This is a genomic window from Luteimonas sp. 9C, assembly GCF_902506295.1.
Taxonomy (GTDB): domain Bacteria; phylum Pseudomonadota; class Gammaproteobacteria; order Xanthomonadales; family Xanthomonadaceae; genus Luteimonas.
Window position 1 is genome coordinate 207,114 of record NZ_LR733312.1, and the last position, 23,044, is coordinate 230,157.

Genomic DNA, 23,044 nt, shown 5'->3' on the forward strand with positions numbered 1-23,044 from the left:
GGCTTCAGAACAAGTCTCAGCTCCGCGTCGCGGCCAGGCGCGACAGGAAATCCTTCCGCCACGCGTGGATGTCGTACTCGCGGATGCGCGTGATCATCGACTGCCAACGCTCGCGGCGCGCCTCGAGCGGCATCGCCATTGCCGCTGCAATCGCATCGGCGACGCCGTCGCTGTCGAACGGATTCACCAGTAGTGCGCCGTCCAGTTCACGCGCGGCGCCGGCGAAGATCGACAGCACCAGCGCGCCGGGATCCTCGGCGTCCTGCGCGGCGACGTACTCCTTCGCGACTAGGTTCATGCCGTCGCGCAGCGGCGTGACCAGCGCCATGCGCGACAGGCGATAGAAGCCGGTCAACGCCGGATGCGGGTAGGTGCGATTGACGTAGCGCACCGGCGTCCAGTCGGGCTCGGCATGTGCGCCGTTGATGTGGCCGGCGTACTGCTCCAGTTCGCGGCGCAGCGTGCGGTAGCTGGCGACGCCGCCGCGCGACACCGGGGCGATCTGCAGATAGGTCAGCTTGCCGCGCTGGTCGGTGTGGCGTTCGAAGAAGCGCTGGATCGCGCGGAAGCGCTCCGGCAGGCCTTTCGAGTAATCCAGCCGGTCGACGCCGATCGCCAGCGCACGGCCGTTGAGGCTCGCCTGCATGCGTTTGGTCGTCGCGCTGCGCGCCGCGGTCTCGGCCAGGGATTCGATCACGCCGGCATCGATGCCGATCGGGAACGCGGCTGCCGAAAAGCGACGGCCGTCGTGATCACGCAGATCGCCCTGGGCGGCGACCTGGCCGCCGCGGAACAGGCGGATGTAATCCTGGAAGCGTTCGAGATCGCGCTCGGTCTGGAACCCGACGAGGTCGTAGGACGACAGCGCGCCGAAGGTCTTCTCGTGATGCGGCAGGCCGGCGACGATGTCGGCCGACGGAAACGGCACATGCAGGAAGAAGCCGATCCGCGCGCCGACACCGCGCTTGCGCAGTTCCTGCGCGAGCGGGAACAGGTGATAGTCCTGCACCCAGACGATGTCGTCGTCGCGCAGCTCCTTCGACAGCTTCTCGGCGAACAGCGCGTTGACGCCGCGATACGCGGCCTGGGTCAGCGCGTTGTAATCGACCAGATCCAGCCGGAAATGCAGCAGCGGCCACAGCGTGCGGTTGGAGAAGCCGTTGTAATACCCCTCGTAATCCTCGCGCGACAGATCGACGGTGAGGTATTCGATGCCGTCGGCCTGCTGGTGGTGCAGCTCGCCCGAATGCGCACGCGCGACCTTGCCGCTCCAGCCGAACCACAGGCCGCCGGTCTCCTTCAGCGCCGCGTCGAGCGCCGTCGCGAGGCCGCCGTTCTGGCTGGCGCCCGGCAGCGCGACACGGTTGGAGACGACGACCAGGCGGCTCATGCCGCGTCCTGCCAGGACCGCGACAGGCGCATCGCCGCCATGATCAGGCCGACATGCGAATAGGTCTGCGGGAAGTTGCCCCAGGCCTCGCCGGTCTCGAACGACAGGTCCTCCGACAGCAGGCCGAGATGGTTGCGGCGCGACAGCAACGTCTCGAACAGCTGCCGCGCCTCGTGCGTCCGGCCGATCGACGCCAGCGCATCGATGTACCAGAACGTGCAGATCGTGAAGCTGGTTTCCGGCGTGCCGAAGTCATCGGGCGTGACGTAGCGGAACAGGCCGTCGCCGTGGCGCAGCGACTGGCCGATCGCCTCGACCGTACCGATGAAGCGCGGGTCTTCCGGGGTGACGAACCCGAGATCGGCGAGCAGCAGCAGCGAGGCATCGAGCCGGTCGCCACCGAAGGCATCGGCGAAGTGGCCGAGCTCGGCATTCCACGCTTCGCCGAGAATCCGCTCGCGCATGCCGTCCGCGCGTTCGCGCCAGACGCCGATGCGGTCGTCGAGGCCGAGCTGCCCAGCGATCCGCGCCAGTCGGTCGCAGGCGGCCCAGCACATCACTGCGGAGTACGTGTGCACATGCGCCTTGCCGCGGAATTCCCACAGGCCCGCGTCGGGCTGGTCGAAGAGCTTGAACGCGAGTTCGCCCAGCGGCTCGAGCTTGCGGAACGTCGCCGCGTCGCCGCGGTGTTCCAGACGGCGATCGAAGAACAGCTGCGTAGACGCGAGCACCACGCTGCCGTAGGTGTCGTGCTGACGCTGCACGTAGGCGAGATTGCCGCGGCGCACCGGCCCCATGCCGCGGTAGCCGTCCAGCGCCGGCATCGTCTCCTCGGTCAATTCGTGCTCGAAGCCGATGCCGTACAGCGGCTGCATGTCGCCATCGTCACTGACGGTCAGGTTGAAGATGTAGCGGATGTATTCCTCCATCGTGCGCGTCGCGCCGAGACGGTTGAGCGCGCGCACGACGAAGGCCGAATCGCGCATCCAGCAGTAGCGGTAATCCCAGTTGCGCTCGGTGTCGGCGGCTTCGGGGATCGACGTCGTCATCGCCGCGATGATGCCGCCGCTGTCCTCGTACTGGCACAGCTTCAGCGTGATCGCGCTGCGGATCACCGCTTCCTGGAAGTCGAGCGGAATCGACAGGTAACGAACCCATTCGCGCCAGTAGTTCGTGGTGCGGTGGATCGCATCGCGCACGAACTCCGGCAGCGGCTGGGTCAGGGTTTCGTCGGGGCCGAGCAGGAAGTGCAGGTCGCGATCGAGCACGAAGGGCAGGCCGTCGCGTAGCAGGCGGATCGGCAGATCGGTGGTCGCGCGCAGCGTGAAACCGGGCAGCACGTAGCGGATGTGGTTGCTGCCCCAGGTGCTGTCGGGCACGCGTGCGCCCCAGTCGGCCAGCGGACGCAGCAGCACGCGGATACGCGGGCTGCCCGAGAGCAGGCGCACACGGCGCATCAGCATCACCGGCCGGTAGAAGCGGTCGTGCTGGCGCCAGCGCGGCGCGAAGTCGGTGATCTCCAGCGACGCGCCGTGACGGTCGTAGAGCACGGTGCGCAGAATCGCGGTGTTCTCGACATAGCTCTGCTCACTGCGTTCGAAATCATCGAGCTCGATCGACCAGTCGCCGTGGCCGTCCTTCGGCGACAGCAGCGCGCAGAACGCGGGATCGCCGTCGAACGCCGGCAGGCAGGACCACACCAGCCGCGCGTTGCGTTCGAACAGCGCGCCGAAACTGCCGTTGCCGACGAGACCGAGATCGAGGCTGGGGGCGAGCGGTTGGGTCATGGGGATACCTCCGGAGTCGGTGCGTCGGTGGCGACCCTGAGCCAGGCGTGGACCGCGGCAGGGTCGGGCAGGCGGAAACGGGCGGCGCTGCCGGCGCGATCGCCGACCAGCACGCTGATGCCGCCTTGGGCGTTCACGGCGCGGAAGCCGGGCTCGTCGGTCAAGTCGTCGCCGGCGAACACCGGCACGCGGCCGGCGAAGGGCGCTTCGTCGAGAAACGCGAGGATCGCGCTGCCCTTGTCGGCATGACGCGGGCGCAGTTCGATCACGTGGTCGCCGGGCTGCAGCTGGTACCCGGGCAGGTCGATGAGGGCGTCGGCTGCGAATGCCTGCAGCGCGCGCTCGGTGTCGGCCTTGCGCGCGGGCGCGACCATCCGCCAGTGCAGACCGAGCGCTGCGCCCTTGTCCTCGACCAGGGCACCGGGGTGCGATTCGATCAACGCCATCGCCGCCTGGCGCGCGCGCGCCAGTGCAGGCGGCACATCGCCGGCGGCGCCGGTGTGGCCGGAGCGACGACGCTCCACGCCATGCAGCCCGGCGGCGGCGAAGACCTGCGGCGCGAACAGCTGGTCGAGCGTGGCGAGGTTGCGGCCGCTGACCAGCGCCAGCGCGCCGCCCAGCTGCTGCTGCAGCACGATCAGGCGCGCGAGCAGTGCAGGGGGCACCGACACGGCGTCGGGACGCGGCGCGAACGGCAGCAGGCAGCCGTCGACATCTAGGAACAGCGCGGCGTGGCCCGGCAGCGCGGGCGGGGGCGGCAGTGCGGACACAGTGCGGACACAGCCGTGGCGGGGGATGGGGGCGTGGCTTCCGGTGTTTGGCGCATTGCAGCATGATGGTGCCGCTTCCGGAAAACCGATGTGAATCCCGCCAGCCCGCCCGCGTCATCCGCTGCATCGCACGACGGTCCCATCGTCGTGTTCGACGGCGTCTGCGCCCTGTGCAGCGGCTGGGTCCGCTTCTTGCTGCGCCACGATCGCCGCGCCGGGTTCCGGTTCGCGGCGATGCAGGACCGCGTGGGTCATGACCTGCTGCTCGCACACGGCATCGATCCGGCCGACCCGGTGTCGTTCCTGCTGGTCGATGGCGATGCGGCCTGGCACGACAGCGATGGCGTGATCGAAGTACTGCGGCGTCTCGGCAGGCACTGGCGCGCGGCGGCGCTGCTGCGACTCGTGCCGCGCGCGCTGCGCGATCCCGCGTATCGCCTGCTCGCGCGCAACCGCTATCGCGTGTTCGGGCGCAGGGAGACGTGCATGGTGCCGCCGGCCGAGATGCGCGCGCGGTTTCTGTAAGCCGGAACCTGAGGCTGCGGGCACCGACGACGAGGCGTCTGCCCGTTTGCCCCACCCGTCCCTCCCTCGCGGGCGGTGGAGGGCTCCACTCTCTGCGCTTCGGAGCCCACCGCTCAATCCTGCGCCGCAATCCCTCCATCCAGCGCCGGGTAATGCCGGAAGATGCCGTTGGTGTTGAACGCCAGTCTGCGCTCCGATGCCAGGTATGCGGCGATGTTCGGCCGCGCCGCGACCCGCGCTTCCAGCTTGCGCAGCTGTGGGATCTTCGGGGACAGCGCCGCCATCGCTTGCGGATACGCGTAATCGAGCCCGCGCACGACCTGGAACAGCGACAGGTCGACATACGAATGCGTGCCGAGCGCGTGCCCGCCGCCACGGACGACGATCTGCTCGAAATAGCCGAGGAACTTCGGCAGCCGCTGCATACGCAGGTCCTGCGCGCGACGCTTCGCCGCATCCTGCTGGTCCTCGTAGTAGGCGGCGCTGGCGATCGGGTGGTGGCTGTCGTGGATCTCGGTAACGAGGTCGGCGATGGTGAGCTGCAGTTGCAGTGCCTGCAGGCGGGCGGCCTCACCTTCGGGGACCAGCCCGAGCCGTGGGCCGAGGGCGTGCAGGATGTTCGCGACCTGGGCGATGACGAGATCGCGGGATTGGAGGAACGGCGGGGCGAACGGGCGGGCGCCGTCACGCTCGCCGTCGAGGAAGGGCTGGATCGCGTCGTCGCCCGCCACCCGGGCGACGTCGATGTAATCGGCGCCGGCGTCCTCGAGTGCAAGGCGCACGAACTCGCCGCGGCCCTGGATGCCGGTCCAGTAATAGAGCTGGTAGGTCATGAGCCGCTCCACACAGAGGAAGGGGGCACCGTAGGACCGCCTGCGCAAGCAGCGGGTGAGGGCGGCAGCAGGATCCCGTTGCGCCCCGGACGCCGCGCCGGCCCCGACCCGCTTGCAACGCGCCGCTTCGACCGCATCTGTTGGATATTGCCGGCGCGGCCGGCCCCGATCTCCCGAGGATTTCCCGATGCGGATGGACAAGCTCACCTCGCGTTTCCAGCAGGCGCTGAGCGACGCGCAGTCGCTGGCCGTGGGCCGCGACCACAATTTCATCGAACCGGTGCATCTGCTGCTGGCGCTGCTCGACCAGCAGGGCGGCGGCACGCGGCCGCTGCTGGGACAGGCCGGCGTCAACGTGCCGGTGCTGCGCGAGCGCCTGACCGAGGCAATGGACCGGCTGCCCAAGGTCACCGGACAGGCCGGCCAGCTATCGGTCGGCAATGATCTCTCGCGCCTGCTCAACGTCACCGACAAGGTGGCCCAGCAGCGCGGGGATGCATTCATCGCCTCCGAACTGTTCGTGCTGGCCGCGCTGGACGACAGCGGCGATGCCGGCAAGGCGCTCAAGGCCGCCGGCGCCGACACCGCGCGGCTCGAAGCCGCCATCACGAAAGTGCGCGGCGGCGAGAGCGTCAAGGACGAGAACGCCGAGGACGCGCGCCAGGCGCTGGAGAAGTACACGATCGACCTGACCGCGCGCGCCGAGAGCGGCAAGCTCGATCCGGTGGTCGGTCGCGACGAGGAGATCCGCCGCACGATCCAGGTGCTGCAGCGGCGCACCAAGAACAATCCGGTGCTGATCGGGGAGCCGGGCGTGGGCAAGACCGCGATCGTCGAAGGCCTGGCCCAGCGCATCATCAACAACGAAGTGCCCGAAGGCCTGCGCGGCAAGCGCGTGCTCTCGCTCGACATGGGCGCGCTGATCGCCGGTGCGAAGTACCGCGGGGAATTCGAGGAGCGCCTCAAGGGCGTGCTCAACGATCTGTCGAAAAACGAAGGCCAGATCATCCTCTTCATCGACGAACTGCACACGATGGTCGGCGCCGGCAAGGCCGAAGGCTCGATGGACGCCGGCAACATGCTGAAACCTGCGCTCGCGCGCGGCGAGCTGCACTGCATCGGCGCGACCACGCTCGACGAGTACCGCAAGTACGTCGAGAAGGACGCCGCGCTGGAGCGTCGCTTCCAGAAGGTGTTCGTCGGCGAGCCGAGCGTCGAGGACACGATCGCGATCCTGCGCGGCCTCAAGGAACGCTACGCGGTGCACCACGGCGTCGAGATCACCGATCCGGCGATCGTCGCCGCGGCCACGCTGTCGAACCGCTACATCGCCGACCGCCAGTTGCCGGACAAGGCCATCGATCTGATGGACGAGGCGGCCTCGCGTATCCGCATGGAGATCGACTCCAAGCCCGAGGAACTCGACCGCAAGGAGCGCCGGCTGATCCAGCTCAAGATCCAGCGCGAGGCGCTGAAGAAGGAGAAGGACGCGGAGTCGAAGCAGCGCCTGGCCGATCTCGAAGCCGAGATCGCCACGCTCGAGCGCGCCTACAACGACATGGAGGAAATCTGGAAGGCCGAGAAGGCCAGCGTGCAGGGCGCGACGAAGATCAAGGAGCAGATCGAGGCGGCCAAGCACGATCTCGAATCCGCGCAGCGCACCCAGGATTACGCGCGCATGAGCGAGATCCAGTACGGGCGCATCCCGGAACTCGAGAAGCAGTTGCAGGCTGCGCAGGAGGCCGAAACCCAGGGTTTCACCCTGTTGCAGGACAAGGTCACCGCCGAGGAGATCGCCCAGGTGGTCGCGCGCTGGACCGGCATTCCGGTCAGCAAGATGCTCGAGGGCGAACGCGAAAAGCTGCTGGCGATGGAATCCCAGCTGCACACGCGCGTGATCGGCCAGGAAGAGGCGATCAAGGTCGTGGCTGATTCGGTGCGCCGTTCGCGCGCGGGCCTCAGCGATCCCGACCGTCCGACCGGCTCGTTCCTGTTTCTCGGCCCGACCGGCGTCGGCAAGACCGAGCTGTGCAAGGCGCTGGCCGAATTCCTGTTCGACAGCCAGGACGCGATGGTGCGCATCGACATGAGCGAGTTCATGGAGAAGCATTCGGTCGCGCGCCTGATCGGCGCGCCCCCGGGTTACGTCGGCTACGAGGAAGGCGGCTATCTCACCGAGGCCGTGCGGCGTCGGCCCTACAGCGTGATCCTGCTCGACGAGGTGGAGAAGGCGCATCCGGACGTCTTCAACATCCTGCTGCAGGTGCTCGACGACGGCCGTCTGACCGATGGGCAGGGCCGCACCGTCGACTTCCGCAACGTCGTCATCGTGATGACGTCGAATCTCGGCTCGCACCAGATCCAGGACATGAGCGAGCGCGGCACCGACGCCGACAGCGCCGAGGGCTATACGCAGATGAAGGCGGCGGTGATGGGCGTCGTGCAGGCGCATTTCCGCCCGGAGTTCATCAATCGGCTCGACGACATCGTCGTGTTTCACCCGCTGCAGAAGGCGCAGATCCGAGAGATCGCGAAGATCCAGCTGCGCGGCCTGGACAAGCGTCTGGCCGAACGCGGGCTGCGCATCGAGCTGTCGGACGCCGCCTTCGATCTGCTCGGCAATATCGGTTTCGACCCGGTCTACGGCGCGCGCCCGCTCAAGCGCGCGATCCAGCAGCAGCTGGAGAATCCGCTGGCGCAGCGCATCCTGTCGGGTGCATTCGTCAGTGGCGACACCATCAAGGTGGATGCCGCTGGTGGGCAGCTGGCGTTCGAACAGGGCTGACACCCGCCGCAGTGGCGCCGGTCTACCGCCTGTGCGGTGGCCGGCGTCGCGGTACGACGGCGTAACGAGACGAAAAGCGCGTTGACGCATGCTCACGCGACGACTGCCACGATGGCGTTCATCCGCGGCCCGAGGCACACCCATGCGCATCCTGATCACCGGCGGCAGCGGCTTCATCGGCAGCGCGCTGACCGCCCGCCTCCAGCGCGACGGCGCGCACGTCACTTGGTTGTCGCGGCGCGCGTCGACGCCCTCGCCCGAAGGTGTCGATGTCCGCGACTACGCCTCGCTCTGGGCCGACGACCGCTTCGATGCGGTCTTCAATCTCGCCGGGGCCGGCATCGCCGACAGTCGCTGGAGCGCGTCGCGCAAGCAGACGCTGCGCGACAGCCGTCTGATTCCGACCGGTGTGCTGACCGACTGGATCCGCTCGGTGCACACGCCGCCCAAGGTCCTGCTCAGCGGTTCGGCGATCGGCTGGTACGGCGTGCAGGGCGAAGCCCCCCTCGATGAAACCAGCGCGCCGCATGACGAGTTCCAGCATCGGCTGTGCGCCGACTGGGAAGACGCGGCCCGGGTGGCGGAGGATCGCGTGCCGGTAGTGCTGCTGCGGACGGGCGTCGTGCTGCATCCGGCCGGCGGCATGCTGCAGCGCCTGCGGCTGCCGTTCCAGCTGGGACTCGGCGCGCGCCTCGGCGATGGTCGCCAGGTGCTGAGCTGGATCGCGCGCGAGGATTGGGTCGATGCAGCGGTCTCGCTGCTGCGTGCGCATCTCGACGGCGCGGCCGATGCGCCGACCGGCGCGTTCAATCTCACCGCGCCCGAGCCCGTCGCCAACGCCCGGTTCACCCGCGCACTGGCCGATGCTCTGCGTCGACCGGCACTGCTGGCGGTGCCGGCGAAGGTGCTCGAGCTCGGCCTGGGCGAGATGGCGACGCTGCTCGTGGACGGCCAGTGCGTGCTGCCCGCGCGCCTGCAGCAGCGCGGCCACGCGTTCGCCTGGCCGACGCTGGAGCCGTATCTGGAATCCGTGTTGCGCTGATCCAGCGTTGCGCCGAGGTTGCGCTGCGCAAGATCGGGCACGCGCACCGGCCGTCGGAACCGGATACTCGCGGCAAGCCCATCGCGAGTGCCGCCATGAAAGCCGACACCCGGACCCGTCTCGCACCGCGCATCGCCGCCGTCGCCGGGCATCTGCAGGACATCGTCGCCGAGGGCGCGTCGCTGCCGCCGCTGGAGACGCTCGCGCGCCGGGCCAGCCTGTCGCCGTTCCATTTCCATCGCGTCTGGCGCGCGGCGACCGGCGAAACGCTCGGACGCACCCTGACCCGGCTGCGCCTGTCGCGCGCGCTGCAGTTGCTGGCCGCCGGCGAGACGGTCACGCGGGTCGCGCTCGCGGTCGGTTACGCCAGTCCGCAGGCGCTGGCCCGCGCGTTCCGGCAGACGCTCGGCGTCACGCCCGCCGGGCTGCGCGGCAGTGCGGCGCAGGCGACCTCGTTACTGGATCGCCTGCAGCCGCCCTCACCACAGGCGCTCGAACCGCTGACCGTCGAGCTCGTCGAGATCGCACCGTTCGAGGTCGTGGCGCTGCGCGCGCGCGGCGCGTTCGACGATCTCGATGATGCGTTCGGCCGCCTGTTCGGTTGGGCCGAATCGGCCGGCGTGGTGGACGGCATCGAAGCGCTGATCGGCGTGCCCCTGGGCGATCACCGCGACCTGCCGCCGCATGCATTGCAGTTCGATGCCGCCGTGCGTCTGCCTGTTCCGCCAAGGGTGCCGCGACCGCTGCGCAGGTTGACGATCGGCGGCGGTCGCCACGGGCGCGTGCGCCACGTCGGCGCGTATTCGGGACTGGAGGACATGACCGATCGCCTGCTGGCGCAGTGGTGGCCTGCGAGCGGCGAACGCCTGCGCGATGCGCCGATCCACTACCACTTTCTCGATGATCCCGAGCGGGTGGCCGAAGCCGATCTTCGCGCGGACATTCTGCTGCCGCTGGGCTGCTGAGCGGCGCGCTTCAGCCCGCGAGCACGCGCCGCGGGTCGTCGGGCGTCTCCCGCAGACGCGTTCGCAGCTGCGCCATGCCGGCCGTCGCAGTCAAAGGCCAGTGCGCGGTGGCACGCACCGACAGCGGCGTCGCCTGCGGATTGATGTCGAGCACCGGCGTGCCGTTGCCCAATGCGCGTTCGGGCAGGCCGGCGGCCGGCCACACCAGCGACGATGTGCCGACGACGACCAGCAGATCGCAGGCTTCAACGGCGTGTTCGGCGGCGTGCCAGGCGTCGGGCGGCAGGGATTCGCCGAACCACACGACGTCGGGCCGGAACGCGGCGCCGCAGCGCGTGCATGCCGGCGGTGTCTCGCGCCTGCCGCCCTCGGGCGGCGAGGGCGGCGCGAGGATCGGATCGGGCGTGAGGCGCGCGCCGCAGCCGCTGCAGCGCGAGGCCAGCAGACGGCCGTGCAGATGCAGCACCTCGCGTGCGCCGCCGCGTGCGTGCAGATCGTCGACGTTCTGGGTGACCACGGTCAGCGCGTGGCCGTCGTCGGACAGTGCCGCGACATCGCGGTGCGCGGCACTGGGCTGCGCTGCGGCGACCATCGCCGCACGCCAGCGGTACCAGCCCCAGACGAGCGCGGGATCGTCGTGGAACGCGGCTTCGGTCGCCAGCTGCTCGGCGTCGAAGCGTGCCCACAGGCCGGTCAGCGCATCGCGGAAGGTGGGAATGCCGCTTTCGGCGGAGATGCCGGCGCCGCTGAGCACGACCAGGCGCATCCTCAGCCCGGCTTGATCGTGTCGACGGGGACGGAGCCGGGACGCACCGGGCGGAAGGGCGGCGTGGACATCACCATCTCGGCCAGCGAATACGCCAGCTCGCGTTCGGCGAGCACCGCGCCATCGGCGCCGTGCTCGAGCAGATGCCGCACCTCGCCGTCGCTGTGCGCGCGTGCCAGCACGGTGAGCGCGGGATTCACCGCCTTCATGCGCTCGATCGCCTCGCCGGCTTCCAGTGCCTGCGGAATGGCGAAGATGGCGATGGCGGCCCGGTCGGGTGCGGTGTCCAGCATCACCGGCTCGGAGGCGATATTCCCGCGCACGACGATGAAGCCGCGTTCGCGTCCGCGGCGCACCAGCTCGTTGTCGTCCTCGACCACCACCAGCGGCACGCCGCGTTGCTGCAACAGGTCGGCCAGCTGGCGCCCGACACGGCCGTACCCGACCAGGATCGCGTGGTCGTGCAGGTCCTCGGGCACCACGTGTTCGGGTGGCAGCGGCGCCGCGTCCGCGGTGGACGCCGCGCGCGCGGCCAGCTCCTGCTTCGCCTGCCAGCGGTCGAGCCAGACGAACAACAGGGGATTGACGATGATCGACAGCAGCGCGCCCGCCAGCACGAGGTCGCGCCCCGTCTCGGGCAACAGCTGCAGGGCCACGCCGAGGCCGACGAGGATGAAGGAGAACTCGCCGATCTGCGCCAGGCTGGTCGAGATCGTCAGCGCGGTCGAACGCGGATGCTTGAACAGCCGGACGATCCAGTACGCGGCGATCGACTTGCCGACGACGATGATCAGGAACGTCGCCAGCACCTGCCAGGGATGCTCGACCAGGATCGTCGGGTTGAACAGCATGCCCACCGACACGAAGAACAGCACCGCGAACGCGTCGCGCAGCGGGAGTGAATCGTTCGCGGCCTCGTGGCTGAACTCCGACTCGTTGAGCACCATGCCGGCGAAGAACGCGCCGAGCGCGAACGACACGCCGAACAGCGTCGAGGCGCCGAACGCCACGCCGAGCGCGATCGCCAGCACCGACAGGGTGAACAGTTCGCGCTGGCCGGTGCCGGCGATGCGTTCGAGCATCCATGGAATCACCCGCCGGCCGACGAGCAGCATCACCGCGACGAACGCACTGACCTTCAACAGCGTCCACAGGATCGTCAGCAGGATGGTCCCGACCCCCGGCGCGGCGGCGCCGCCGCGGTCGGTCGTGATCTGGGCCAGCACCGGCAGCATCACCAGCGCCAGCACCATCACCAGATCCTCGACGATCAGCCAGCCCACGGCGATCTTGCCGCGTCGCGTGTCGAGCAGACGCCGCTCCTCCATCGCGCGCAGCAGCACCACGGTGCTGGCGACCGACAGGGCAAGGCCGAAGACGAAGCCGCTGACCAGCGGCCAGCCCATCAGCCAGGCGAGCAGCCAGCCGAGCACGGTCGCCACGGTGATCTGCGCGATCGCGCCGGGAATCGCGATGGACTTCACGTCCATCAGGTCCTTGAGCGAGAAATGCAGGCCGACGCCGAACATCAGCAGCATCACGCCGATCTCCGCCAGCTGGTTGGCCAGATCCTGGTCGGCGACGAAGCCGGGGGTGAACGGACCGACGATGATGCCGGCGACGAGATAACCCACCAGCGGCGAGAGCCGCAACTTGTTGGCGAGCGCACCGAACACGAAGGCCGTCACCAGGCCGACGGCGACGATGTTGATCAGGTCGGTGTTGTGCGGCATCGGAGGGCATGTCGCCGGAACTGGTCTTGCAGTGTGGCCGACGCATCGCGACAGGGGCAAGCAGCAATCCGCGCCTGCATCGAACGGTCGACATGACCACGGACACGTCGATGCCGCCCTGCGTTGCGCTCCGGAAATCCGATACCCCCACACGACGATGCCCCGGCAGGCCGGGGCATCGAGGTGTGCTCAGGCGACCGGGATCACCAGGTGTAGGCGACCTTCGCGTACGCGAATGCGCCGCCGAAACCGAACGGCGAGAGGTTGCTGTAGGGGAACTGCCCACTGGTCGAGTTGCCGAAGCTGTTCTCGTCCGGGTATTCGTCGAGCACGTTGTCGGCGCCCAGCGTCAGCGCCCAGTTGTCGCCCGGCTTGAACGTTGCCGAGACGTCGAGCAGCCACTTCGCGCCGTAGGTCTGGTCGAGCGCGGCGTTGTTGGGCGTCGTGCGCACGCTGCCGTAGCGCGTGGTCGCGAGGGCGAATGCCCAGTCGTCGATGTGCCAGGTGCCCGAGAGCAGCAGCTTGTTGCGCGGGAAGCCGGCCTCGATGCGGCCGATCTCGGCGCGGTCGATGCGCTCGAGGTTCAATCCGTTCTGTCCCAGTGCCGCGGGATTGTCCGCAATGCGGGTGATCTCGGTCTTGGTGTGGTTGTAGCCGGCGGTCAGGTCCACGTTGCTCGCGGCGAGATCCCAGCGGTAGCTGCCGACGACATCGATGCCGCGCGTGCGCGTGTCGATCGCATTGGTGAAGTAGCGACCACCGGTGACGCCGAAGATGCCCTGCGATTCGAGCAGACGACGCACCGCATCGCCGGTGAGGTTGGACGACAGCGCGATCCGGTCGTCGACGTCGATCTGGTACGCATCGACGGTGACGTAGAGAGCGTCGACCGGCTGGAGCACCAGGCCGAGGCTGTAGGACAGCGATTCCTCGGGCTTCAGCGCCTCGGCGCCGAAGGCCTGCGCGACCGGGCTGCTCGCCGGGAACGTGCGGATCTCGAACGGCGTGGTGATGCCGGGCAGGAAGGTCGTGCTGACGGTCTGGAAATACTGCTGCGCCAGCGACGGTGCACGGAAGCCGCTCGACACCGTGCCGCGCAGCGCGACCGTATCGGTGAACGCATAGCGTGCCGAGAGCTTGCCCGAGAGCTGGCTGCCGAAATCGTCGTAGTCCTCGTAACGCGCGGCAGCGCCGGCGGAGAGCTTCTCGGTGAGGTCGGCTTCCAGCCCGGCGTAGACGGCGTGGCTGTCGCGGTCGAATGCCCCGGCGACCTCGGGTGCGAAGCCGCCGAAGCCCTGGGCCCCACCAGCGGCGCCTGGCACGCCGAGCCCGGCGTTGGCATAGGAACCGAATTCGCCCGGCGACTGGTTCCACTTCTCGTTGCGCGCTTCCACGCCGAACGACAGCGTCGCCGGATACGCCAGGCCGAGTTCCAGCGGACGGCTGATGTCGAGGTTGACGATGTTCTGCGTGGTCTCGAGCGCACCGTCGTAGAACGACGTCGGCGAGGTCGCGCCCAGGCTCGCGTTGAGCGAGTTGCGCGTATAGAACTCGAGGTGGTTGTAGCCGTAGTTGTAGCTCAGGTCCCAGTTCCACTCGCCGGCGAAGCCCTTCACACCGGCGACCAGCGACCGGTCCTTGGAGATGTTGTTGATTTCCGGCAGGAAGCCATCGGGGTAGAGGCTGGGGATGTTCTGCGTCGGATTGTTGGGCGCGCGGAAGAAGGCGAACGAGGTGACGTCGCGATTGCTCGCGGTCCCGAAGCCGTAGACGCGGATGGTGTCGGTGAGCGCGAAATCGGTGTTGAAACCGACCGCGCCGAAATCGACTTCCGGCTCGCCGATCACGAAGGCTTTCTGGCCGAGCGCCGGCTGGGTGACGCCCGGTGTGCCGGCGAACGGACGCGCGCGGTTGGTCTCTTCCTGCTGGCCGAGCTGCGCCGACAGGTGCAGAAAGCCGCGGTCGCCGAACGCGAGGCCGGTGTCGCCGGCGATCTGGGTCTGCTTGCCGTCGCCGGCCGCGTACTGGCCCGCGCTCAGTGACAGGCTGCCGCCTTCCGACGCGCCCTTGAGGACCACGTTGACCACGCCCGCGATCGCGTCGGAACCGTACTGTGCCGATGCGCCATCGCGCAGCACTTCGACGCGCTCGATGGCCGAGACGGGAATGGTGTTGAGGTCGACCGGCGCGGAGCCGCGGCCGATCGTCCCGTTGAGGTTGAGCAGCGACGAGGTATGGCGGCGCTTGCCGTTGACCAGCACCAGGACCTGGTCGGGGGCGAGGCCGCGCAGCTGCGCCGGGCGGATCGCGGAGGTCCCGTCGGTCAGCGCCGGGCGCGGGAAGTTGAGCGACGGCAGTGCGCGAGCGAGCGCCGTGGCGAGCTCCGTGGTGCCGGTGGCGGTGAGCGCTTCGGACGTGATGATGTCGATCGGCGACTGCGACTCGGCCACGGTGCGGTCCGCGACGCGGGTGCCGGTGACGATGAGGGTGTCGAGCGTGGACGTGCGGGCCTGCGCGTCGGCGGGAGCCTGCTGGGCCAAGGCGGCGGTCGGGAAGACGAGCGCCGCGGCGACGGCGAGCGTCAAGCGGTGGGGGTGCGGCATGGGGGAGGCCTGTTTGTTGGAAATCCGTAAAGGCAATTGGAGCGCGTTGTCCTGAAATCGTCAATGATCATAAAAATGCGATCCAATCGTTCTTTAATTGGAACAGTTGCATCGGTCCAGACGCAGACGCCCCGGCAGGGCCGGGGCGTCGTGGCATCGCGCGTGGCTGCTGCGCGCTACCAGCGGTAGGCGACGTTGGCGTAGACGAAGGCGCCGTTGAAGCCGAAGGGCGAACTGCCACTCCACGGCAACTGGCCGCCGGTGGAATTCGCGAACAGCACTTCGTCCGGATATTCGTTGAGCACGTTGTCGCCGCCGACGGTGAACTTCCACTTGTCGAGCGCGTAGGAGAACGCGAGATCCAGCGTCCAGGCCGCGTCGAAGGTCTGGTCGAGCGCGGCGGTACTGCCGAGCACGCTGAATTCCCCGTAGCGCGTGGCGTTGGCCGTCGCCTCGAAGCCGCCGGCGGTCCAGGTGCCGCCGACCAGCACCTTGTCGCGCGGTGCGCCGACCTCGAAACGGCCGCGTTCGACCCGGTCGAAGCGCACCGCGGCCGGATCGATCGCGGTCAGCGTGGCCGGGTTCTCGGCCACCCGGTCGATCGTGGTCTTGTTGTAGTTGTAGCCCAGCGTCAGATCGAGCTGGCTGTTGTCCAGCGCCCAGCCGTAGGTGCCGACCAGGTCCACGCCCCGGGTCGTGGTGTCGATGGCGTTGGTGAAGTAGCGGCCGCCGCCGACGCCCGCGAAGCCGTTGGCCTGCAGGTAGTTGCGCACCGGCGCCGAGGTGAGGTTGGCCGACAGCGAGATGCGGTCCTCGACCTCGATCTGGTAGGCGTCGACGGTGACGTAGAGGTTGTCGACCGGCTGCAGCACCAGCCCCAGGCTGTAGTTGGTCGACTCCTCCGCGCGCAACGGTTCGGCGCCCAGCGCGATCGCCGCAGGATTGGTCACGCGGAAGGTCACGATGTCGAACGGCAGCGTGCCCTGCGGGGTGGCGATGAAGTTCGTCGCCGTCGACTGGAAATACTGCTGCTGCAATGACGGCGCGCGGAAGCCGGTCGAGGCGGTCGCGCGCAGGGCGACGGCGTCGGTGAATTCGAAGCGGCCGGAGATCTTGAAGTTGCTGGTGTCGCCGAAATCGCTGAAGTCCTCGAAGCGCCCGGCCACGCCCAGCGACAGGCGGTCGGTGAGGTCGGCTTCGAGCCCCGTGTAGAACGACAGCGCGTTGCGGTCGAAATCGCCGCCGTCGCCGGGACGGAAGCCGGAAAACACCTGCGCGCCCGGCAGCGGCGTGGTCTGGCCCGGGGCAACGACACCGCCGTTCGCATACGACAGCGGTTCGCCCGGCGACTGGATGAAACCGTCGCCGCGCCATTCGGCGCCGTAGGACCAGGTCACCGGATAGTCGAGGCCCCATTCGAGCTGCTTGCTCAGATCGAGATTGAGCACGTGCTGGCGGACTTCCAGCGCGCCCGCGTAGAACTGCGTCGGCGACGTCGGCCCCAGGCTCCGGTTGAGCGTGTTGAGGATGTCGAACGTCATCTCGCTGTCGCCGTAGGTATAGCTGAAGTCGATCGCGGTGCCGCCTGCGGTCTCGGCCTTGAAGCCGGCAGTGAAATGGTGGTCGGTGGTGACGTTGTTGATCTGCGGGAGGAAGCCGTCGGGATAGATCGACGGGATGTTGCGCGGATCGCCGGCCGGGCGGAAGAAGCCGTTGGAGAGCGAATCGCGCCTGGTATAGATGCCGGTGCCGTAGAACTGCAGGTATTCGGTCACCGGCAGCTCGGCATTGAACGTCACCGAGCCGTGGTCGACTTCGGGATCGCCCTGGCGCTGGACCACCTGGCCCGGCGGCGCGGATGTCGCAGTCGGCGTGCCGATGAACGGCCGCGCGCGGTTGGTCTGGTCCTGGTGGGCGCCCTGCGCGGACAGGTGCACGAAGCCATCGGTGCCGATGCCGAAGCCGGCATCCGCCAGCACCTGGTACTGATCACCGTCGCCGGCGCTGTACTGGCCGTAGCGCGCGGACACGCCGCCACTGCCGGCGCGCCCCTTGAGCACGATGTTGATCACGCCGGCAATCGCGTCCGAGCCGTACTGCGCCGACGCGCCGTCTCGCAGTACCTCGACGCGTTCGATCGCCGAGATCGGAATGGTGTTGAGATCCACCGGCGACGAGCTGCGGCCCTGCGAGCCGTTGACGTTGACCAGCGCGCCGGAGTGATAGCGCTTGCCGTTGACCAGCACCAGTACGTGGTCCGGCGACAGGCCGCGGATCTGCGCGGGGCGCACGGCGTCGGTGCCGTCGTTGATCGCCGGCCGCGGGAAGTTCAGCGACGGCAACGCGCGCGACAGTGCCGTCGCCAGTTCCGGCGTGCCGGTGGCGGTCAGCGTTTCGGGGGTGAGGATGTCGATCGGCGATTGCGATTCGGCCACCGTGCGGTCGGAAACGCGGGTGCCGGTGACGATCAGCGTGTCGAGCGTGCGTGGGCTCTGCCCGGCGGGTGTGTCCTGGGCGAGGGCGGGGCCTGCGGCCAGCGATGCGAGCAGGGCGAGATGCAGCGGGTGTCGGGTCATGCGGCGGTCCTTGTGGGGGTAGGAAAGCGATGCGTGCGAAACGACTGCGCTTCGGCTTTAACACGCACGTAACAAACCGGTCAAAGGTTTCATCGGCATCGAAACGGCCGCGTCCGAGCCACTTCCGCGTTCTGGCAAACCGCGCGCTGCACTCCCCGGAAAGCCGCCCGACAGGCGGCGTCCGGTAGAATCGTCGGCATGATCTCTTTCAAGAATTTCGCCCTGCGGCGTGGCGAACGGCTGCTGCTGTCCGAGATGGACCTGACCATGCACGCCGGCTGGCGCGTGGGCGTGGTCGGCCGCAACGGCACCGGAAAGTCCTCCCTGTTCGCAGCCGTGCGCGGCGAGGTCGAGGCTGACAAGGGCGATCTCGACCTGCCCAACCGCCTGCGTCTGGCCAGCATCGCCCAGGAAATGCCCTCGCTGCCGGACGCGGCCATCGATTTCGTGCTCGGTGGCGATGCCGCCGTGGCCGCCGTGCTCAAGGCCGAGGCCGATGCCCTCGCGGCCGAGGACTGGGAGGCCGTCGCCGATGTGCACATGCGCATGGCCGAAGTCGGTGCCTACGACGCAGGCGCGCGGGCGGGCAAGCTGCTGCACGGCCTGGGCTTCCCGGCCGAGACCCACCAGCGCGCCGTTGCGACGTTCTCCGGCGGCTGGCGCGTGCGTCTGAATCTCGCCCGCGCGCTGATGACGCCGAGCGACATGCTGCTGCTCGACGAGCCGACCAACCATCTCGATCTCGACGCGGTGCTGTGGCTGGAACAGTGGCTGTTGAAGTATCCGGGCACGCTGCTGTTGATCTCGCACGACCGCGAGTTCCTCGACAACGTCTGCACCCACACGCTGCATCTGCACGGCGGCAAGGCCAAACTCTATACCGGTGATTACACCGCGTTCGAGCGTCAGCGCTCCGAGCAGCTGCGCCTGCAGCAGATCACCCACGAAAAGTCGCAGGCCGAGAAGGCGCATCTGCAGAAGTTCATCGACCGCTTCAAGGCCAGCGCCGCCAAGGCCAAGCAGGCGCAGTCGAGGGTCAAGCGCCTGGCCAAGATGGCCGACACCGAAGCGGTGCGCGCCGAGCGCGAGGTGCAGATCGATTTCCCGGCGCCGGTGAAGCTGCCGCACGCGCTGCTGCGGATCAACCACGGCACCTGCGGTTATCCGACCGCGGACGGGCAGGTGGTGATTCTCGACAACGTCGGCTTCGGCCTCGAGGCCGGCGACCGCATCGGTCTGCTCGGCCCCAACGGCGCCGGCAAGTCGACGCTGGTCAAGACGCTGGTCGGCGAGCTGCAGTTGCTGGCCGGCGAGCGCTACGCGCACCCCGACCTGCGCATCGGCTACTTCGCCCAGCACACGGTGGAATCGCTGGTCGCCGGCACCTCGCCGATCGATCACCTGCGCGAAATCTCGCCGACCGCGTCGATCCAGTCCTTCCGCGATTTCCTCGGCAAGTGGAGCTTCCCCGGCGACCGCGCGTTCGAAAGCATCGACGGCTTCTCCGGCGGCGAGCGCGCGCGCCTGGCGCTGGCGCTGATCGCCTGGCTGCAGCCCAACGTGCTGCTACTCGACGAACCGACCAACCATCTCGATCTCGAGATGCGCGAGGCGCTGGCCGAAGCGCTCAGCGATTTCGCCGGCGCGATCGTGCTGGTCTCGCATGACCGCCACCTCATCGGTCTGGTCAGCGACACCTTCTGGCGCGTCTCCGATGGCGTGGTGATTCCGTTCGACGGCGACCTCGACGAATACGCCGCGTGGTTGCGCGCGCGCGGCAATGCAGGCGAACTGCGCACGCCGCCGCCGACCACGGCGGCCGCACCTGCCGTCGCGGCACCCGCAGCAGCGAAGCCCAAGGCCAATCCGCACAAGCTGCAGAAGGCGGAAGGGCGCGTCGCCGAGCTGGAGCAGGCGCTGTCGGACATCGACGGCGCACTCGCCGATCCCGCGACCTATGCCGACCCGGCGAAGGCGACGACGCTGGGCCAGCGGCAGGCCGCGTTGCGCGCCGAACTCGAGCAGGCCGAAGGCGACCTGCTGGCGCTCTACGAAGCCGCATGACGGCACCCCCGGGTCCGCCCGGGTTGCCGCTCCTGCAGGTGCCGGTTAGGGTGATGCGATGAACCCCAATCCGCTTCGACTCGCCCTGCTTGCCACCGTGATTTCGCTCGCCGCCTGCGGTGAGCGTGCACCCGCCGAACCCGCGCGCCCGCCCGCGGCCAACCCCACTGCCGACGCCGCCGCCGCGGCCGCAGCGGTCGATGCCGCCACCCAGCGCGTGCCTGCCGACGAATTCCTCGCTGCGATCGCGCGCCACTGCGGCGAAGCCTTCGCCGGCCGCATCGTCGCCAACGAGCCGGCGCCTGCGCCCGGCGCCGAGCCCGATCCGTTCGAGGGCAAGGCACTGGTGATGCACGTGCGCGATTGCAGCAACCGCAAGGAGGAGCTGCGCATCCCCTTCCATGTCGGCGACGACCACTCGCGCACCTGGATCCTGACCCGCACCGACCACGGCCTGCGCCTGAAGCACGACCACCGCATGCCCGACGGCAGCGACGATCCGGTCACCATGTACGGCGGCGAATCGCAGAACGCCGGCACCGCGCAACGCCAGGAATTCCCGGTCGATGCCGAATCGATCGCCATGTTCGAGAAGGAAGGCCTCAACGCCTCCGTCACCAACACCTGGGCGATGGAGATCGACCCCGGCCAGCGCTTCGTCTACGAGCTGGCCCGTCCCGGCGGCCGCAAGTTCCAGGTCGAGTTCGACCTGACCAGGACCGTCGCCGCGCCGCCGACGCCCTGGGGCTACTGACCAGGCCCGGGCGCCGTGGATGCGGCGCCCGTCCCGATCCCGCACAATCGCGCCCCCGGCCGGCTTGAACCGGCCCGGGGCGTCCTCATGTCCGTCCCCCTGAATTCCTCGCAGCGTCCCGCCATGCCGATCTATGCCTTCCAGTGCGCCGAATGCGGCCACAGTTTCGACCGTCTGCAGAAGATGTCCGATCCCGACCCCGAGACCTGCCCCGAGTGCGGCGCGTCCGCGGTCAAGCGGCAGCTCACTGCGCCGTCGTTCCGCCTCGCGGGCAGCGGCTGGTACGAGACCGACTTCAAGAAGGACGGCGACAAGAAGCGCAACCTGGTCGAGAGCGGCGATGGCGGCGCCAAGACCGGTGGCGACAAGCCGGCTGCCGAGGCGCCTGCGGCCAAGACCGAGTCCAAGCCCGCGGCCGTGGACGCCAAGCCGGCTGCCAAGCCTGCCGCGAAGCCCGCCTCGGCGGACTGACGCCCCTGCCGCCGCGCGCGTCGCGGCGACGCCTTAAACTAGCGGGCTTGCATCCAGCACGGCCATCGCCACGGCGGCCCGTGCACCCGCGCTTTCGTGTCCGGAGTTCCCATGCGTACCCATTTCTGCGGCCTGATCGATGAATCGCTGATCGGCCAGACCGTCACCCTGTGCGGCTGGGCCGATGTCGCCCGCGACCTCGGCGGCGTCTGCTTCATCGACCTGCGCGACCACGAGGGCATCGTGCAGGTGGTCGCGGAATCGTCGGATGCGGACGGCAATGCCGCCGTCGTCGCGACGGCCGAGCAGGTGGGCTACGAGGATTGCCTGCGCATCACCGGTACGGTGCGCGCGCGGCATTCGGTCAACGCGAAGATCCGCACCGGCCAGGTCGAGATCGTCGCCACGCAGATCGAAGTGCTGAACAAGGCAGAGCCGCTGCCGTTCCACCACCACGAGAACCCGGGCGAAGAAACGCGCCTGAAATACCGTTATCTCGACCTGCGCAGCCCCAACATGCAGCGCAAGATGCGCACGCGCACCAAGCTGGTCAGCGCGCTGCGCCACTGGCTGGACGACAAGGGTTTCCAGGACATCGAAACGCCGATCCTCACGAAGGCGACGCCGGAAGGCGCGCGCGACTTCCTGGTGCCCGCGCGCATGCATCCCGGCGAGTTCTACGCGCTGCCGCAGTCGCCGCAGCTGTTCAAGCAGATCCTGATGATGGCCGGCTTCGACCGCTACTACCAGATCGCGCGCTGCTTCCGCGACGAAGCCCTGCGTGCCGATCGCCAGCTGGAATTCACCCAGCTCGACATGGAGTTCGCGTGGGTGTCGGAGCGCGACGTGCAGGATCTCGTCGAGGCAATGATCCGCGACGTGTTCCGCGATGTCGCGAATGTCGAACTCGCCGCAGAATTCCCGCGCATGACCTATGCCGAGGCGATGCGTCGCTACGGCTCCGACAAGCCGGACCTGCGCATCGCGCTGGAGCTGGTCGATGTGGCCGATCTGGTCAAGGACAGCCAGTTCGCGGTGTTCACCGGCCCAGCCAACGACACCGGTGGCCGCGTTGCTGCGCTGCGCATTCCCGGCGGCGCGAGTCTGAGCCGCAAGCAGATCGACGAGTACGCCGCGCATGCCGCGAAGTACGGTGCCAAGGGGCTGGCCTACATCAAGATTTCGGAGGCGGGCGAAGTCTCGTCGCCGATCCAGAAGTTCTTCGACGAGGCCGCGTTCGTCGAGCTCGTGTCGCACGTCGGCGCCGGCAATGGCGACCTTGTGTTCTTCGGCGCCGGCAAGTACTCGACCGTCAGCGACTTCATGGGCGCGGTGCGCCTGAAGGCCGGCAAGGATTTCAGCCTGGTCAATGAGGGCTGGGCGCCGCTGTGGGTCACCGACTTCCCGATGTTCGAATGGGACGACGAGGCGCAGCGCTACGTCGCCCTGCATCACCCCTTCACCGCACCGTCGGTCGACGACGAGGCCGACCTGCGCGCGAACGCCGCGACGGCCGTGTCGCGCGGTTACGACATGGTGCTCAACGGCAACGAGATCGGCGGCGGTTCGATCCGTGTCCACCGCGCGTCAATGCAGTCGGCGGTGTTCGAACTGCTCGGCATCGGCGCCGAGGAAGCGCAGGCCAAGTTCGGCTTCCTGCTCGACGCGCTGAAGTACGGCGCGCCGCCGCATGGCGGCATCGCGTTCGGCATCGACCGCATCGCCGCGCTGATGGCCGGCACCGAGTCGATCCGCGACGTCATCGCGTTCCCCAAGACCACCGGCGCGCAGTGCCTGATGACCGATGCGCCGTCGCCGATCGCCGATGCGCAGCTGGCGGAAGTGCATATCCAGGTCCGGCCGCGGGCCTCATCTGCTGCGCAGTGAGTCCCCCCACGATTCCGCTGAGCGGAGTCGCGGGCCCCGGCGCAGTGCTCCAGATCCCCTGCGGCTGTCGCCGCGCCCCCCTTGACTCAAGGG

At 68.7% G+C, this 23,044-nt stretch carries 16 protein-coding genes; 8 read left to right on the top strand and 8 right to left on the bottom strand.

From position 1 onward, the window contains the following. Positions 1-16 precede the first annotated feature (16 nt). From CURTO8I2_RS00945 to otsB, 3 genes are read right to left on the bottom strand one after another with little or no spacing between them, the layout of a single operon-like run. Positions 17-1,390, bottom strand: coding sequence for a trehalose-6-phosphate synthase (locus CURTO8I2_RS00945; protein WP_159677908.1), 1,374 nt, complete (start codon positions 1,388-1,390; stop codon positions 17-19). Continuing rightward, positions 1,387-3,177: a glycoside hydrolase family 15 protein gene (locus tag CURTO8I2_RS00950; protein ID WP_159677910.1), complete on the bottom strand. Its 1,791-nt coding sequence runs from the start codon at positions 3,175-3,177 to the stop codon at positions 1,387-1,389. The genes CURTO8I2_RS00945 and CURTO8I2_RS00950 overlap by 4 nt, the downstream gene beginning before the upstream one ends. After that, the gene (otsB, locus tag CURTO8I2_RS00955; protein WP_236550961.1) at positions 3,174-3,947 is read right to left on the bottom strand and encodes a trehalose-phosphatase; all 774 of its coding nucleotides are present in this window, start codon (positions 3,945-3,947) and stop codon (positions 3,174-3,176) included. Before otsB ends, CURTO8I2_RS00950 begins: the two co-directional genes overlap by 4 nt. Positions 3,948-4,037: 90 nt before the next feature. Between otsB and CURTO8I2_RS00960 the strand changes: the two genes are divergently transcribed. Beyond that, positions 4,038-4,472, top strand: coding sequence for a thiol-disulfide oxidoreductase DCC family protein (locus tag CURTO8I2_RS00960; RefSeq protein ID WP_159677912.1), 435 nt, complete (start codon positions 4,038-4,040; stop codon positions 4,470-4,472). A gap of 113 nt (positions 4,473-4,585) precedes the next feature. Here the strand turns inward: CURTO8I2_RS00960 and CURTO8I2_RS00965 are convergent, their stop codons facing one another. Next, the gene (locus tag CURTO8I2_RS00965) at positions 4,586-5,305 is read right to left on the bottom strand and encodes a glutathione S-transferase (RefSeq protein WP_159681488.1); all 720 of its coding nucleotides are present in this window, start codon (positions 5,303-5,305) and stop codon (positions 4,586-4,588) included. Between the two features lie 187 nt (positions 5,306-5,492). Between CURTO8I2_RS00965 and clpB the strand changes: the two genes are divergently transcribed. The 3 genes from clpB (at position 5,493) to CURTO8I2_RS00980 (ending at position 10,097) form a co-directional block, all read left to right on the top strand. Then, entirely contained in the window at positions 5,493-8,090 is a 2,598-nt protein-coding gene (gene clpB / locus CURTO8I2_RS00970; RefSeq protein WP_159677914.1) for an ATP-dependent chaperone ClpB, read from the top strand. Positions 8,091-8,232: 142 nt separating this feature from the next. Beyond that, the gene (locus CURTO8I2_RS00975) at positions 8,233-9,132 is read left to right on the top strand and encodes a TIGR01777 family oxidoreductase (RefSeq protein WP_159677916.1); all 900 of its coding nucleotides are present in this window, start codon (positions 8,233-8,235) and stop codon (positions 9,130-9,132) included. A gap of 95 nt (positions 9,133-9,227) precedes the next feature. Continuing rightward, complete coding sequence (locus tag CURTO8I2_RS00980) at positions 9,228-10,097, top strand: GyrI-like domain-containing protein (RefSeq protein ID WP_159677918.1); 870 nt, start codon at positions 9,228-9,230, stop codon at positions 10,095-10,097. A 10-nt stretch (positions 10,098-10,107) separates the two neighbouring features. Here the strand turns inward: CURTO8I2_RS00980 and CURTO8I2_RS00985 are convergent, their stop codons facing one another. From CURTO8I2_RS00985 to CURTO8I2_RS01000, 4 genes are all read right to left on the bottom strand, one after another. Beyond that, positions 10,108-10,863: an NAD-dependent deacylase gene (locus CURTO8I2_RS00985; protein WP_159677920.1), complete on the bottom strand. Its 756-nt coding sequence runs from the start codon at positions 10,861-10,863 to the stop codon at positions 10,108-10,110. 2 nt (positions 10,864-10,865) lie between these two features. After that, the gene (gene ybaL, locus CURTO8I2_RS00990) at positions 10,866-12,596 is read right to left on the bottom strand and encodes a YbaL family putative K(+) efflux transporter (RefSeq protein ID WP_159677922.1); all 1,731 of its coding nucleotides are present in this window, start codon (positions 12,594-12,596) and stop codon (positions 10,866-10,868) included. Between the two features lie 203 nt (positions 12,597-12,799). Further along, complete coding sequence (locus tag CURTO8I2_RS00995; protein WP_159677924.1) at positions 12,800-15,199, bottom strand: TonB-dependent receptor; 2,400 nt, start codon at positions 15,197-15,199, stop codon at positions 12,800-12,802. Between the two features lie 176 nt (positions 15,200-15,375). Next, positions 15,376-17,775: a TonB-dependent receptor gene (locus CURTO8I2_RS01000; protein ID WP_159677926.1), complete on the bottom strand. Its 2,400-nt coding sequence runs from the start codon at positions 17,773-17,775 to the stop codon at positions 15,376-15,378. A 198-nt stretch (positions 17,776-17,973) separates the two neighbouring features. Here CURTO8I2_RS01000 and CURTO8I2_RS01005 point away from each other — a divergent pair, with 198 nt between their 5' ends. The 4 genes from CURTO8I2_RS01005 (at position 17,974) to aspS (ending at position 22,951) form a co-directional block, all read left to right on the top strand. Then, positions 17,974-19,839, top strand: a complete 1,866-nt coding sequence (locus tag CURTO8I2_RS01005) for an ABC-F family ATP-binding cassette domain-containing protein (RefSeq protein WP_159677928.1) — start codon at positions 17,974-17,976, stop codon at positions 19,837-19,839. 58 nt (positions 19,840-19,897) lie between these two features. Further along, positions 19,898-20,593, top strand: a complete 696-nt coding sequence (locus CURTO8I2_RS01010; protein WP_201295452.1) for a hypothetical protein — start codon at positions 19,898-19,900, stop codon at positions 20,591-20,593. 123 nt (positions 20,594-20,716) lie between these two features. After that, the gene (locus CURTO8I2_RS01015) at positions 20,717-21,064 is read left to right on the top strand and encodes a zinc ribbon domain-containing protein (RefSeq protein ID WP_159681489.1); all 348 of its coding nucleotides are present in this window, start codon (positions 20,717-20,719) and stop codon (positions 21,062-21,064) included. 111 nt (positions 21,065-21,175) lie between these two features. Continuing rightward, a complete protein-coding gene (aspS, locus tag CURTO8I2_RS01020) occupies positions 21,176-22,951 on the top strand; it encodes an aspartate--tRNA ligase (protein ID WP_159677930.1) in 1,776 nt (591 codons plus the stop codon). Positions 22,952-23,044 lie beyond the last annotated feature (93 nt).